At 52.7% G+C, this 14344-nt stretch carries 12 protein-coding genes and 1 pseudogene; 10 read left to right on the forward strand and 3 right to left on the reverse strand.

What is annotated here, in order from left to right:
* Positions 1-93 precede the first annotated feature (93 nt).
* Positions 94-885: a GGDEF domain-containing protein gene (locus tag PS2015_RS08715; protein WP_156412696.1), complete on the forward strand. Its 792-nt coding sequence runs from the start codon at positions 94-96 to the stop codon at positions 883-885.
* A gap of 34 nt (positions 886-919) precedes the next feature.
* Here PS2015_RS08715 and PS2015_RS08720 read toward each other — a convergent pair whose 3' ends face one another.
* Positions 920-1921 carry a T6SS phospholipase effector Tle1-like catalytic domain-containing protein gene (locus PS2015_RS08720; RefSeq protein ID WP_058021839.1) on the reverse strand — a complete coding sequence of 334 codons (1002 nt, stop codon included), beginning with the start codon at positions 1919-1921 and terminating at the stop codon, positions 920-922.
* Positions 1922-2157: 236 nt separating this feature from the next.
* On the opposite strand from PS2015_RS08720, the gene PS2015_RS08725 reads away from it, so the two are divergent.
* From PS2015_RS08725 to PS2015_RS08740, 4 genes are read left to right on the forward strand one after another with little or no spacing between them, the layout of a single operon-like run.
* Positions 2158-3921 (forward strand): WlaTC/HtrL family glycosyltransferase, encoded by a 1764-nt coding sequence (locus PS2015_RS08725; RefSeq protein WP_058021840.1) that lies wholly within the window; start codon positions 2158-2160, stop codon positions 3919-3921.
* Positions 3918-4763, forward strand: coding sequence for a glycosyltransferase family 2 protein (locus PS2015_RS08730; RefSeq protein WP_058021841.1), 846 nt, complete (start codon positions 3918-3920; stop codon positions 4761-4763). Before PS2015_RS08725 ends, PS2015_RS08730 begins: the two co-directional genes overlap by 4 nt.
* Before the next feature lie 2 nt (positions 4764-4765).
* The gene (locus PS2015_RS08735; protein WP_058021842.1) at positions 4766-6568 is read left to right on the forward strand and encodes an ABC transporter ATP-binding protein; all 1803 of its coding nucleotides are present in this window, start codon (positions 4766-4768) and stop codon (positions 6566-6568) included.
* Entirely contained in the window at positions 6565-8226 is a 1662-nt protein-coding gene (locus PS2015_RS08740; protein ID WP_058021843.1) for a hypothetical protein, read from the forward strand. The genes PS2015_RS08735 and PS2015_RS08740 overlap by 4 nt, the downstream gene beginning before the upstream one ends.
* On the opposite strand, the gene PS2015_RS08745 is transcribed toward PS2015_RS08740, so the two are convergent.
* Together PS2015_RS08745 and PS2015_RS08750 are read right to left on the reverse strand one after the other, a co-directional pair.
* Positions 8178-9113 (reverse strand): hypothetical protein, encoded by a 936-nt coding sequence (locus PS2015_RS08745; protein ID WP_058021844.1) that lies wholly within the window; start codon positions 9111-9113, stop codon positions 8178-8180. The genes PS2015_RS08740 and PS2015_RS08745 overlap by 49 nt on opposite strands.
* Positions 9101-10102: an ATP-grasp fold amidoligase family protein gene (locus PS2015_RS08750; protein WP_058021845.1), complete on the reverse strand. Its 1002-nt coding sequence runs from the start codon at positions 10100-10102 to the stop codon at positions 9101-9103. The genes PS2015_RS08745 and PS2015_RS08750 overlap by 13 nt, the downstream gene beginning before the upstream one ends.
* A 70-nt stretch (positions 10103-10172) precedes the next feature.
* Here PS2015_RS08750 and PS2015_RS08755 point away from each other — a divergent pair, with 70 nt between their 5' ends.
* The 5 genes and pseudogenes from PS2015_RS08755 to galE all read left to right on the forward strand — a co-directional run bounded on the left by PS2015_RS08755 (position 10173) and on the right by galE (position 13982).
* Complete coding sequence (locus tag PS2015_RS08755; protein ID WP_058021846.1) at positions 10173-10418, forward strand: hypothetical protein; 246 nt, start codon at positions 10173-10175, stop codon at positions 10416-10418.
* A 214-nt stretch (positions 10419-10632) separates the two neighbouring features.
* Positions 10633-10758: pseudogene (locus tag PS2015_RS15800) on the forward strand (transposase); the annotation flags it as partial.
* Between the two features lie 207 nt (positions 10759-10965).
* Positions 10966-12036 carry a mannose-1-phosphate guanylyltransferase/mannose-6-phosphate isomerase gene (locus PS2015_RS15710; protein ID WP_058021847.1) on the forward strand — a complete coding sequence of 357 codons (1071 nt, stop codon included), beginning with the start codon at positions 10966-10968 and terminating at the stop codon, positions 12034-12036.
* 217 nt (positions 12037-12253) lie between these two features.
* Entirely contained in the window at positions 12254-12976 is a 723-nt protein-coding gene (locus PS2015_RS08765; RefSeq protein WP_058021848.1) for a WecB/TagA/CpsF family glycosyltransferase, read from the forward strand.
* 1 nt (position 12977) lies between these two features.
* The gene (galE, locus tag PS2015_RS08770; protein ID WP_058021849.1) at positions 12978-13982 is read left to right on the forward strand and encodes a UDP-glucose 4-epimerase GalE; all 1005 of its coding nucleotides are present in this window, start codon (positions 12978-12980) and stop codon (positions 13980-13982) included.
* The last annotated feature ends 362 nt before the right edge of the window (positions 13983-14344 follow it).

Below are 14344 nucleotides of genomic sequence, written 5' to 3' on the forward strand. Positions count from 1 at the left end.
ACGTTTTGCACCTGTTGCGCGTGCGGGTCATGCGACCCAGCGGGCTAATAGTCGGCAGGTTTTTGCGCTACAATCCCGGCTCACGAAACAGACTTGACAAAAAAACGCATGTCGCTCAACGATCTGATCAACGAACATTTTTACGCGGACAGTGCCACGCACGAGCGCACGCGTGTGGCCTGGGTCATTGGCGTCACCCTGCTCTGCGTTGTAGCCTCTCTACTGATCACCTACACCGCACTTGCCGTCACTAACTCGCCAATGCTGCCCGTCATATTTGTTATCGCAGCGCTGGCACCCGGGATCATCGCGCCAATTACCACATGGATCATCATCGGCGCCATCATCAAGGTGACGCGACTCGAGGAGCTGCATCGCCATCAGGCAACATACGACGATCTGAGCGGTCTGCTCACACGGCGCGCCTTTCTGGAACGTTGTGAGGCGCTGCTGCGCCTGAGTGTGCGCAACAATCAGCCATTTACGCTGACCACGCTCGACCTGGACAAGTTCAAACGTATCAACGATGAATTCGGCCACGGCGCGGGCGACGAAGTGATCAAAACATTCTCGCAGATCGCGCTGAATGTGCTCCGCAATGCCGATCTGGCAGGACGTCTGGGAGGAGAGGAGTTTGCAATTGCGTTGCTGGGCAGTAACCCGGCTGACGCCAGGCAGGTCATGGAACGCCTGCGGCGTGATGTGGAAGCCTCCAGCATTGAGTACTTCGGGAAGCAGATATCGGTGACCGTCAGTATTGGCATTGCCAGTACCGAGGGAAGGGTTAATCCGACACTGGAGGGACTATTGAGGCATTCTGACGCAGCCCTGTATCAGGCCAAGGATCAAGGCAGGAATCGGATTGAGCTGGCAGGGTATACCTAATTGGGGACGTAGACCGCCTCCGTCCCCCGATCAATTACCACGGCGCCTCATCCGGCCGGCTAACCGCCCGCCAGCGCTGCCAGGCCGACAGATGCACAGCCTCGCCCGGCACGCCAGTGCCGACTGCTCTCGGGCGAGGCCCACCGGCCAGGGGTGTGCGATACAGCATGGATAGTGAATCGCGAAGTTCACCAAAGACATCGGGATCGATGCGCCGCTTAACATAACTCTGGTTCAATGCCAGGCCATGTGACTCTGCCCTGGACAACATCCACTGCAGCGCAATGTCTGACAGCCCCGCGCAGGCGTAACCTCCGCCAATGTTGGAATGCACGCCGGCAAACCACATCTGCTGCACGGTTTGCACGGTGGGCGGCACCGGATGCTGCCAGAGCGAGGGCGTAAAAGCCGCGCGCTGCTCGTTGAGTGCCAGGGCGTGGTAAGCATGTCGGATATTGGCGCCGAGACGCACATTGTGGAACCCATGTCGACGGCGCGTGACCTGGCCCAAGGGTCCACGCGTGGGCAGCCCCATGGCACCCACGGTATCCCAAACGCCCAGCATGTCGACGGTGCCTGGCCGGCAATGATGCTCGTGAACAAAGCGCGCCCCCATCCGCCCGCGCTTGTCCGGATCGCGCTCGCGGTAGATGCGGCAAGCCTCATCGGCCAGCGACTGGGCAGCACCCTCGCCCGGGCCGATACCACAGATTGCCAACATGCCCGCCAGGCTGCGCGCCGTATAGGCCCCACGACTAAAGCCAAACAAATACACCCGGTCACCCGGCCGGTAATGTCGGCTCAGCCACAGCCAGCCATCACGCACATTGGCAAACAGTCCGCGCCCGGCTGCCCCGCCCCACAGCCTGTCCAGCCGCCCTACCGTCCCTACTCCTGTGTCGTAATACTTGAGCAGGCCCGCACCCGACTGCAGGGCCCGCAAGAGCTTCACCACGTTGGTGGGCACCTGGCGATCACGATCCATCTGATCGGGTGTGTTCCAGGTGCCATCAAAGCCCATCACAAGTTTACGCATCTTCTTTTTTGCTTCCAGCTGCTGTTCTACTTGGTTTATAGACCATGGCTGGCGGTTTTGCGCAAATTTTTAGGATTTCCAAACCCCCTGCAGGCCATCTGCAACGGCAAAGCAGTCATGCACACATCAAAATTCTATAGAAATGTGGGTGTTACAAGCTAAGGCGATCAATTTAAGTAAGTGTGTGATAAAGTTGGCTCAGTCCTTTGAGCAGCACGAAATTCGACCCCCAGCACATGCATCAACCAACTCTCGTCACAGCCCTGCTGGACATCAATCGCAGCCAGATAAACCCGCGATTTCGCCGCAAGTGGCATGCCTATGAACGAAGTCTGAAGCGACTTTGTCAGCTCGATCTGCCGTTTCACATTCACGCCGCGCCGGCCATGCACGCCAAAATCCTGCGCTGGCGGCAGGGCAGACAAACCAGACTGTATGCTCTGAACCATGAACAATTGCGGCAGTCGCCTCACTTCGAAAGCATTCAGCGTATCCGTACGTCCGGGGCGTGGCTGTCTCAGGCAGAGTGGTTGACTAACTCACCCATGGCAACGCTGGAGCTGTATGTCCCGCTGGTCAACAGCAAAATGCGCTGGCTGGCACAAGCAGCAGAACAGTCAAATGACAATAACGACAACTTCATCTGGATCGATGCCGGCATCCATATGCACCTCTACCCCGGCGAACATCAGCTGGTAAACGAAGCATTTTTTCAGCAATTCATACGCGAGCCCAGCAAACTGCGCATGTTGGCAAAACCCTATGAGAAGAATACAGAGGTGCATGGTTTCGATCGCGGCGCCCTGGCCAACTACTGCCAAACTGACTTCGTTGACCGTTGCTGTAAAGGTGGCATATTCGGAGGTGGCAGCAGTATCGTTCAGACCATGGCAGAGCACTTTAGTCAGTTGCTCGGCGAGACAATTGCCGCAGGCCATCTCGGTACAGAAGAATGTATCCTCACCGCCCTCTCGTATCGTTATCCCACACAAACAGACACGACGCTGATTCAGCAAGCTGGCGTTAAAGGTCTGTTCAGCGAACGCACGCCCTGGCACAGCGTCAGACGCCTGCGACATCCAAAGACAACTTTCAGGGCGCTGAAACGACGTGTCCTGAGTCAATGGACAGCCTGGCGCCATAACGCACAGCTTAAGAGGATTCTTCAGGAACCGCCATTAACCGGCTTGGGCCGTGACGAATTTGACCTGCACATCCTGCTGTGCGCCCGTGATGTGGTCAACGGCTTATGGGCACTTAACAGCTTCCTGCGCTACAGCGAGCTTCGACCACGGCTGATAATTCATGATGACGGCAGCTTAAGTCAGGAACATCAGCAGCGACTGTTGCAGCATTTTCCCGAGGCTCGCATCATTCCCTTTGAACAGGCAAACCAGGATATGTCGGCAGCGCTGGCGAATTATCCGAATGCCTATCGCTACCGAATCACCGAATACAGCTGGCCGGCCATCAAACTTCTGGATTTTGCCTGGTACTCTCGTGAACGCGCGTTCATGGTGCTGGATGCTGACGTACTGTTTTTCAAAAAACCCAAAGAAATCATTGAAGCCATCCGGCAGAACAAAGGCTTCTACATGAGCGACTGGCAAGACGCCTATACCTGGCCGCTCGAACGATGGCCTGCGGTACTTGGCACTCGTGGCATCAGTAAGGTCAATGTAGGTTTGTTCTATCTACCCGACGGTGGTCTGTACGATATTGGCTTCGTCGAACAATGCCTGGGGGCATACTACCAGCGCCAGCCCTGCCCCAGACTTGTCTGGTTGGAACAGACAGTTTGGGCCGCCCTGTTTGCAACGCTGGGTGAGACCATGAAACGACTACCGGACACCTACCAGATCTCGACGAAGCAGGCATTAAGTGCCAGGACCTGCAGCCACCATTATGTTAACGACAGTCACCTGGCACGGCTTGATTTCCTGGGCCAGGGTGTACCACACCTGATTCGCAACAGATTTCTGTCAGCGGGTGCAGCATGATACCGATTTCCCTGTTGATACTTAGCTGGCAGTCCCACCAGACCCTGATAGCCACATTGGAAAGTTATCGTGAAAACGGTCTGCTGGATATCACAGATGACAAGCTAATCTTCTTTCAGCAGATGTCGGCCAAAGACATTCGCATCGCCAAGCGTTATGGTCTTCAGTACTACGGAGCTGGACACAACATCGGCATTGGTGCGGCCTACCGATTTTTGGCAGAACGTGCACGCCACCCCTACATTCTTTACTTACAAAACGACTTTCGACTTATTCACGATCTGCGACAGGACATCTCAGAACTGACCGATGGTATTGACCTGCTTAGCCGGTATGATATTGATGTCGTGCTCTACCGCAGCCGCAGCCGCCCGGGCGAGCCCAACTGGGCGACCGACAATGTGCGCGGCAATGAGCAAGCCTGGCAAAGTCATCTGTTCAACAGCCTCTACTGGCTGGATCATCCGGAGCAGGTATATCCGGACAAAATTCAGCGCAACACGGACAAACCGCAATTCCTGCAAACCACCGCGCGCCACATGAACTACACCGACAATCCGGCGCTATATCGTCGGGACTGGCTGCTTGCAACGCTAGGTGATTATTTTACAGCCAACGATCCCCACGACATTACGTGGCCTGAACGGGTTATTCAACCCTGGTGGCAAACGCAGGACTTTCGCATTGCCCAGGCTGAAGGTCTGTTTGAACACGTTCGCCTGGATCGTGGCGACTGGCGGCGAAAGCTGCTGATGTGGCCAGTGCCGCTGCTAAAGGCCACTGGCCTGTATGATCGCTTACGGACTCTGCCTGTTGTTCAATCGCTCAAGGATAAACTGTGAGCATGTGGAAAGACATTCGAAGCCTCTGGTCCATGCTTTCCCCGGCGCAGCACCGACAGATCATCATGCTGCAGGGGCTGATTCTGACGATGGCACTAGTGGAAGTGATTGGGGTGGCATCCATACTGCCCTTTATGACCATCGTCAGCAACCCGGACGTACTGAGTGGCGAGACATTTCTGGCACAACTGTATCAGGCCAGTGGTGCCACTTCGCACGATATATTTTTGTTCTGGTCGGGTGTCGCAGTGCTTGGCCTGCTTGCTCTCAGTAGCCTCACCAGCATCCTCACGTCCTGGCATATCATTCACACAGGCCAGCGCCTGGGCGCCGATCTGAGCATCAGACTGTATCAACATTATCTGCTGCAGCCCTGGCTGTTTCACTCCACGCACCATAGCGCCACCTTGACCAATCATATCGCTGGTGAATGTCATCGCGTGATGTCACAGATTATCAACCCCCTACTGCAGCTGAATGCCCGGATAGCGACCTCAACGCTGTTGCTGGTGACCGTCTTTCTGGTCAACCCCGTAGCAGCTGCGATCGGCGCGGTAGCTTTTTTCTCCATCTACGCGGTTTTGTTCATGACTGTCCGCCGACGCCTGTCACATATCGGCGAGCAGACCAGTGCTGCCGGCCGACGGCGGTATCGTCTTATGACCGAAGGCTTCGGTGCTATCAAGGAATTAATGCTGCTTGGGCGCCAGCCACAGTTTATCGCTGATTACACTGACAGTGCACATGACCTGGCGCGTCAGCAAGGCAACATGAACGCGCTCGCGCAATTACCCCGCTATCTGGTTGAACTGACCGCATTTGGTGCTGTCATTATGCTGGTGCTTTATTTATTGCGCGCCGACAACGGTGACAGCAGCACACTGTTGCCACTGTTATCTCTTTACGCGCTGGCCGGATTTAAATTGTTGCCGGCTTTTCAGCAGATATACGCGAGCCTGGCGCAGATTCGAGGAAACCTGCCGGCGTTTCATGCTATTAAAGAGGATCTTGAAATCTCGCAACAAACGCAGCTCCCTCAGACTGTGGCAACAGAAGCCGTGAGGCCTCAACAGCAGATCGCCCTGGAGAAAGTCAGCTTCACCTATCCTGGCAAATCAGAGCCAGCGCTGAATCAGATTTCGCTGAGCATTCCGGTCAACCACTCCGCTGCCTTCGTCGGGCCTTCGGGCGCAGGCAAATCGACGTGCGTGGATATGATTCTCGGTATGCTGCCCCCGGACAGCGGAAAGCTGACTGTTGATGACCAGACTATCAGTGACCACAACCGCAGGGCCTGGCAAAACAGTATTGGATACGTACCACAATCCATTTATCTGGCAGATGCCAGCATCCGTGACAATATCGCGTTGGGCCTCAGCAGGGGAGATATTGATGAAGAGCGTCTTGAGCGAGCGGCAGCACTGGCGCACATCAACGAATTTGTTGACCAGCTCCCCGACGGACTCAACACACTGGTTGGCGAGCGCGGCGTGCAGTTATCAGGCGGCCAGCGCCAGCGTATTGGCATCGCACGCGCCCTGTATCATGACCCCGCCGTGGTCGTGCTGGACGAAGCCACCAGTGCACTGGACACGATCAGTGAACGCCATATCATGGATGCCATTGCGGATATGCGACAACAAAAAACCGTCATCATAATCGCCCACCGCCTAAGCACTATCCAACACTGTGATACGATTTTTGTGATTGATCATGGGCACTTGGTGGGCACTGGAACGTTTGCTGAGCTAAGCCACAAGAACGGAATTTTTCAGACACTGGTCAGTCACTCTGAATTTTCATGATTAAAACACATCAGTTATCACTAATTGGCGCACCAATTTTTGTATTTACAACATATCTTTGCGTGGCTGTCTGGCTGCTGTTAACCGGCCACCCGCACGAAGACGCCTATATTCTTAACACCTACGCCCGAAACCTGGCAGATGGTTATGGCATCAGCTATTTTGCAGGTGGAGCGCCTGCAGAAGGCGCTACCGATTTCCTTTGGATGCTACTGCTGGCAATGGCTGAGCGCGTCGGAATTGATGGTGCCCTGTTTGCACACATTCTGAATGGTGCCGGCTTATCCATAATTACCGGACTTGCCGTCAAACTGTCCGGAGCAACGATGGCGGGCTGGCGGCAAGCGGGATCAGTTGCTTTGCTGGTTCTTCTCATCACGACATCTCAAGTCACCCAGGCCGCATTGGCTGGCTTCAGCACGGGATTTTACTGTGGTGCTATTGCCCTGCTCTTTTATCTGCTTTATCGCCCGGCGGGAGTTCACCTGGTCTATATACCGATGTTGGGTCTTGTCACCGGGTTGATAAGACCCGACGGGGTGATCATAGGGATCACCGCAACGCTGATTGGTGCAATCATGAGCCGGCAAACTGCCTGTATGCGCCGCTATCTCTATGTTTCGGGCGCTTGTCTGTGTCTGGGTATCATCTATTTTGTCTGGCGCATTCAATACTTTGGATACTGGTTACCCTTGCCGCTGATAGTAAAAAGTGCCGATGCACAGGTCCTGCCCGGCCTCGCCGGACACGTGGACTGGGCGGCTCGCAATTTCTATCTGGGCGCTGCTGCGTTGACGGTTTTTCTGTTGAGTAACCACCGATGGCGGTTGTTAACAGCATCGTTGCCGGTTGGCGTACTGCTGATAGCCTTGCTGTTCGCCAATCAGTCGCAGAATATCGCCGATCGCTTTCAGGCACCGGCAACAACCGTGTTGATTCTTTGGTGCGCGATTTATCTGGGGGCGTTGATATCCCGGCATTCCAAGGCCATTGAGTATTGGAACCGAGCAACATATGCGAGCATAGTTGCGATGCTTGTACTGGCTGTCAATCAGGCTGCACAGGCGAGCGTCGCCCGGGTGTCCTATCTCCGGGAACATGAGTACATAAACTCGTTTCCCTATTTTCTGTCGTACGCCACCTCGTCCCAGACCCGGTTTGCCATCACCGAGGCCGGCAGATTTAGCTTCTGGCTACCCGGACAAAAGTTTGATCTGATTGGCCTCAATACACCAGAATTTGCACTGACACAGGTGACTCCGGAGAGCCTTGCGGCGCTGCGTGCCGACCTGTACTTTGCGCACCTCGCCGGAAGTGCCGATTTTTCCTCATACTGCCAACAGAATGTCTGTGAGCTCACCCGAACGCAGATCGAGAGCAGCCTGACTCCCGACAGCGACGCATGGCAGCATGCCAGAAATCCCGTATTCCGCGCGCCTCGCGCAGTGTTGTCACACTATCTGCACAACAGCGACAGTTACAGGGCATATGTTGTCCGTTACAACAAGGGATATCACCACCTTTACCTGCTGAATATTCATGGTCAACTGGCACAGTCAGCATTGGAGTCGGCACTCACGCTGAGTTTCCAAGCTGAAGGCAGACTTTCCTATTGGGACTTGCGCCGCGCCTCGAAGCTGGACAGCGGACTACCGTAGTGCTTGATCATCTTCTCAATAGCTAAATCATTGCCGCCATGCTGCGGGTTGTTCTGGTCGGACAGTGCTACGCCATTTGCATCCGCGCCGGGCCAGCTGAACCGGCGTGTTGACCGAGGAGTCCGGCGAATGCGGTAGCCGCGCATCAAGGCATGCCAGGTAAACCAGACATCATCCTGCAAGGGGCAAAGTTGCACCGCCAGCTCATAATCGCATGCCTCGGGCCCGAGACTGACCGGCGGAAACCAGACACCACCATGGCCAATAATGAAACCACGACAAGACACAGCACCCGGATCCATTGCAGGCCACTGTCGATAGGTTGACACTCTCCCCTGCTCATCACACCAATACCGCCCAAAATGACAAACCACCTCATTCTCTGAGGGGGCATCGAGCAACGATTCCAGCCAGTTCGGTGCCTGATACATGTCGTCGTCAACGATTACGTGATTCACGTCAAAGCCAAAGGTCTGTAAAGCCGGGATCAGCTTTTTATACGACTTAAGATCTTCTACGTAACGAATGTCCAGACCGCGCATCTGAAGTTTTAATACCGCATCAGGCAATTCAGACTTGTGTTCGTGGGCAATCCAGAGAATCAGATGATCCGGCCTAACGGTCTGGCGCAAAAGACACTGCAGCGTCAGTGCAAGACACCAGAATCTTGGCGGATGGCTGGTCAGAGAAACCACTAGCGGGGTTGTGAGATGATGCGGCCTGGACTTGATCCGCGACAGCGCCGGGTATCTGGAGAGCAAAGGCATCCAGGCGCGCAAACCAAGATACAACACGTATCGACGGAGCCCGTGCTGAGCGGACCACAGGGCGCGCAGGCCCGGCACACGTTGAAGGCGCTGGCGCCAACCCTTAGCTACCAGGGCCATCGACGCGTGTGGCCGGGGAATTCAGCACAGACCAGGTCCCTGACCTTGGTGCGGTCCAAGTGGATAAGTTTACCCAACTCAATATTTCCCTCTGATTGGTACATGCCGTTAAGCGGCGTAAAGGTCATTTCGCCAACGACAATCCGGCCCGGCAAGTTATACAGGTCGACACGCACGTACTGGAATCCGCGTGACATGGCCTCGGCCACGTCCAACAGTGCCTGCCAGTTAGCCGGACGCTTGAATTCAAAAACACTGGTCATGTGTTGATCAAAATTCAACCCCATTACCTTACCATCGCGATCGGTAATAACCTCTTTTGTATGGCGACCCCGATCGAATATATATTGCAGCCAAAGCACCTGACCATCGGAGCAGTGAAACTTGTAATCCGGTGGTGGCGCCCCGCCAACAAACGGCAGCAATTCTTCGGCAAACACCTGCTTGGGGATGGGCCAGTACTGCCATTCCCCGCCGCTTTTACCAAATGTCCGGCTAATCGCGCGATTCAGACGAGACTCATAGTGTTTTGCAGGAAAATCATTTTTGTTGTGGACAAAATAGACCGATCCGGAGTCGTGGTTAGCCTTTAGCACAAACTGTCCTGGCAGGCTGGCGATGTCGACATCCCGGTAACTCGCGCCTTGGGACAGCGTAGTTGCTACAAACCCGGCTCCAAGGCGTTGGCCCACAATTTGTTTGAGTGCCAGCTTGTCGGTTAGTGCGACCATTCGAGAATCCTGCCCGAACAGCTTCAGCCACTGTATTTTATCGTTAAACGATTGACCTGCAATCAGGTCGGGGAAGGGAATCTGGTTAACCCAGCAGGCCTGATGAATGGTATGGAACAGAAAAAAATGTCGCTGGGACAGTGCCAGGCATGAACAATCGCTTTGCCATTTGCTGTTTAACTGGTGTCTAATCGCGAACTGAAACTGGGTTTTACGGGTGACGGTTCGAGCTTTTCTCAGGATTTTTTTGTACAGCACTTAATCACTTACATCTGGTCAGGCAAACCAGCTTTATACCGTCAGTGACTTTATCAGGTCAATCAGATTCATGCACACTATCAAACTTTCCTACTATCAAAAACCTCAATCACCCAATTTTGGCGACGATCTGTCGCCGAAACTGGTGCAACATATTACCGGCCGTCAGGTGGTCCAAGCTGACCATGCAGATGCCGATTTGTTTGCTATTGGTAGCATTCTGGGGTTCTGGGATTCACGAAAAAAAGCAGTCATCCGCTCGTTAAAGGCGTACTGCCCGGCCAAAAACCACTGGCCATATGGGGCGCAGGACTGATTCGGCCCAAACGCATGGTATTGCCGTACTGCAAAGTCCTGGCACTGCGGGGACGGCTTAGCCAACAATATGCAGGACTGGGTGATCAAAACATACTGCTGGGCGACCCAGGCATCCTCGCCAGAGATCTGGTCGGCCTGTGACCTTACCCCAAAAACTAGAACCATGACCTTGATAAGATTTCCAGTTAACCTTATGGGGTGGAAATCTCAATATGAAGCCACCATACAAAGAAGAGCAAATCATCAAGGCCATCAAAGAGCATGAGGCTGGAGCCAAAGTACCCGATATCTGTCGGCGACTGAATATCAGTAGCGGGGTGACGTTGTTTTACCACTACTGTCAATGGCCAATAATTTTGACCCACTTGGGTCATTTTAATTGGCCATTAACAGCAGGCAGGTCCACGATATTCAATACGAACTGCTGTCACTGCCGCTGTATCTGGTGGAGCGGCTGCCGGCACTCACCCAATTGGGGACGTAGACCGCCTCCGTCCCCCGCGCTACAATCAGCGGCACAAACAGCAACAGGAGCTCCACACGACATGCAGGTCATCCCCGTCATCCTCTCCGGCGGCGCCGGCACACGGCTCTGGCCGCTGTCGCGCAAGCACTACCCCAAGCAGTTTCACAGGCTGACCGGTGGCGAGCATACCCTGCTGCAGGAAACCGCCCTGCGCGTGCAGCACCTGGCCGCCCCCATTGTGGTGTGCAATGAGGATCACCGCTTTATGCTGGCCGAGCAGTTGCACAGCATTGGCATTAAACCCGCTGCCATCCTGCTGGAGCCCGAGGCCAAAAACACCGCCCCGGCCATCGCACTGGCGGCCATCAAAGCGCTGCAAATTGACCCACAGGCTATCATCGCCGTCTTCCCGGCCGATCATGTGATCCGCGACCAGCACGCCTTTCAGCAGGCCCTGGACATCGCCGCGCAGGCCGCCGCCACCGGCAACGAACTAATCACCTTTGGCATAGTACCCACATCCCCCGAAACCGGCTACGGCTACATAGAAACCACTGAGGGGGACGGAGGCCTGGCTCCGTCCCCCGCGCAATCTACCACCTCCGTCAAACGCTTCACAGAAAAGCCAAACAAAGCCACCGCCGAACAATACCTATCCTCCGGCAAACACCTCTGGAACAGCGGCATGTTTGTCTTCAAAGCCGCCGCCTACCTGGACGCCCTGCAGCACAGCGCCCCGGCCATCGTTGAACACTGCCAGGCCGCCATGGGCGCCGCCAAAGACGATCTGGACTTTATCCGGGTGGATGCCCAGGCTTTTGCCGGCTGCCCCAGCGACTCGATTGATTATGCGGTGATGGAAAAAGCCGACAATGTGCGCGTGGTGCCGCTGGATGCGGGCTGGAGTGATATTGGCGGCTGGCGGGCCATCTGGGAGATTCTGGAAAAAGATGCCAGCCGCACCGCCAGCATTGGTGATGTGATCAATATCAACACCCACAACACGCTGGTGCATAACGACAACAAAAACAAACTGGTGGTGACGATCGGGCTGGATGATCTGGTGGTGCGGCAGGTTGAGGTAGGAAGCGAGAGCTATCAGGGCGAGACTGATATTGTACGGTTCGAGGATACGTTTGGGCGGGTTTAGAAAAATATTTAAAAATTTTGAAAAAAATTGGAAATGATGAAAAACGCCAACTATAAACAAAGTGTAGCCTGACACTAATGAGCGATATGACGGCTTCGACAACCACTGGCCGGGGGCCAGTCTGAGTTCATTAGTGTTGGGTTACGCGCAACTTAGATTCTCATTGGGAATAGCATCCCCACATGGAAATCAAACAATAATGTAGGCAAATTGTTGAATGAAACACCAGCACCGGATCAAGTTAGCTGACTCACTCAGCTTTAATAATATTCTAAAGTCAATAACGAAAGGCTCATCTGAACCGATATTAGTCACTTTCGTAAATCCATTTTCGTATTACGATATAAATGACGATAAAGCACTCTGTGAGAAATTCGACTATTTTTTTTCAGACGGTTCTCTATTAACAATCCTCCACAACCTCCTAAACTCAACAAAGATAGATAGAGTTAGCTTTGATTACTCATCGGTAGCTGGCGTCACGCTGCAGCATGCACAAAGTGAAGGATTAACCGTTGCCTTTATTGGAGCAACAGAGCCAGAAATACAAAAAGCTGTTGCAAACATTCAGAATCGATACCCCAACCTTAAGATTGTCTATGTTAGAAATGGTTACATTCGTACCGACAAAGAAGAAAATCAAGTGATGCTGGAATTAATAGAAAAGGGTGCGGATATACTGATATGCGGTATGGGTGCGCCACGCCAGGAGAATTTTCTGGTGCGCGCAAAAAAAGCAGGTGTACCGTCTAAGGTCATGTTTACTTGCGGTGGATTTCTCACCCAAACAGCCCTAAAAGACGACTACTACCATCCGTTCGTTAAAAAATTTGGGGTCCGATGGCTGCAGCGTGCTATTCTACACGCTCACGTTAGAAAACGAATTCTGTTAGATTATCCCAAATTCACAGCCCGATTTATAAGAGAATACTTTAGTTAGCATGAAAGTACTAGTAACCGGTGGGGCTGGGTACGTCGGCTCTCATCTAGTTGAACTTCTAAAGTTAAGCAACTTCACCATCCATATCCTGGACGACCTATCAACAGGGCATCTTTGGGCGTGCCAAGATTGTCCTTTGATTCAAGTTGACCTAACAAATCGTGCTGCGGTGCTAAGTATTCTAGCGGAAGGAAAATATGATGCAGTGTTTCACTTTGCTGCTAAATCAATAGTCAGTGAATCTGCTACAAATCCTTCGATTTACTACAACACGAATGTAATCGGATCTATCAATCTGCTTGACGCGATGATAAACGCCGGCACACGCAACTTGATATTCTCATCAACGGCTGCAGTTTACGGCACCCCCATAACTAATGAGAATATAGATGAACAACACCCAACTAATCCGATAAACACTTACGGGCGCTCCAAGCTAATGATCGAGCAAATCATAAAAGACTATTGTGATGCATATCAGTTAAACTCAATCGTGTTTAGATACTTTAATGCAGCCGGAGCGTCTCCATCTGGAAAAATTGGAGAATTACACAGCCCAGAAACCCACCTAATACCAAACATACTCAAGAGCATTAGAAATGAAAGCCCGCTAAGCGTATTCGGAGACGACTACAACACCCACGATGGAACTTGTATTCGAGACTACATACATGTGGTGGATTTGGCATTTGCCCATAAGTTAGCTCTACAATTCTTGAAAAAGAACCCAGGCTTCAACGCATTCAATTTAGGGACAGAAACCGGGTCAAGCGTAATGCAGGTGATAAACGTCTGCGAAAAGTTACTAGTGGTAAAAGCCGAGATCAGAATAGCAGATCGAAGGCCAGGAGACCCAGAAAGACTTGTCGCGACGAACCAAAAAGCATGTTCGCAGCTTAACTGGAGACCATCAAATAGCTCACTTGAAACTATAATTAACTCAGCGTGGCGTTGGGAAAAACTATTGAAAGAAACAAAGATGCGAAAATCAGATCATTTTCAATAATTAAGTAGCGATAACAAAATGTAAAGTTCCATGACGAACCTATCCGCAATACAGATTATCCCGAGCATCAAAATTCACGGCTCGCGTATTTCGAACTTAGCAATCCATAAGTATATATGGATCTATTTAACATTTTTTCCCGTTTTACCAGGGATATTAGGTGCCAACCTGGCACAGCAGTTGATGCACGTAATATTTTTACCAGCCTGCTTGATACTTATCATTTATAAAGCAAAATTCATTGATAAGAGAACCATATTATATGGGACCGCAATAGTCTGCGCGATTATGTTTTTCTACAGTATTACCGCCATCACTATGACAGCAATGCTAACCGTTCGTGACATAACAGACATAGTTCG

It is taken from the genome of Pseudohongiella spirulinae (assembly GCF_001444425.1).
GTDB lineage: Bacteria > Pseudomonadota > Gammaproteobacteria > Pseudomonadales > Pseudohongiellaceae > Pseudohongiella > Pseudohongiella spirulinae.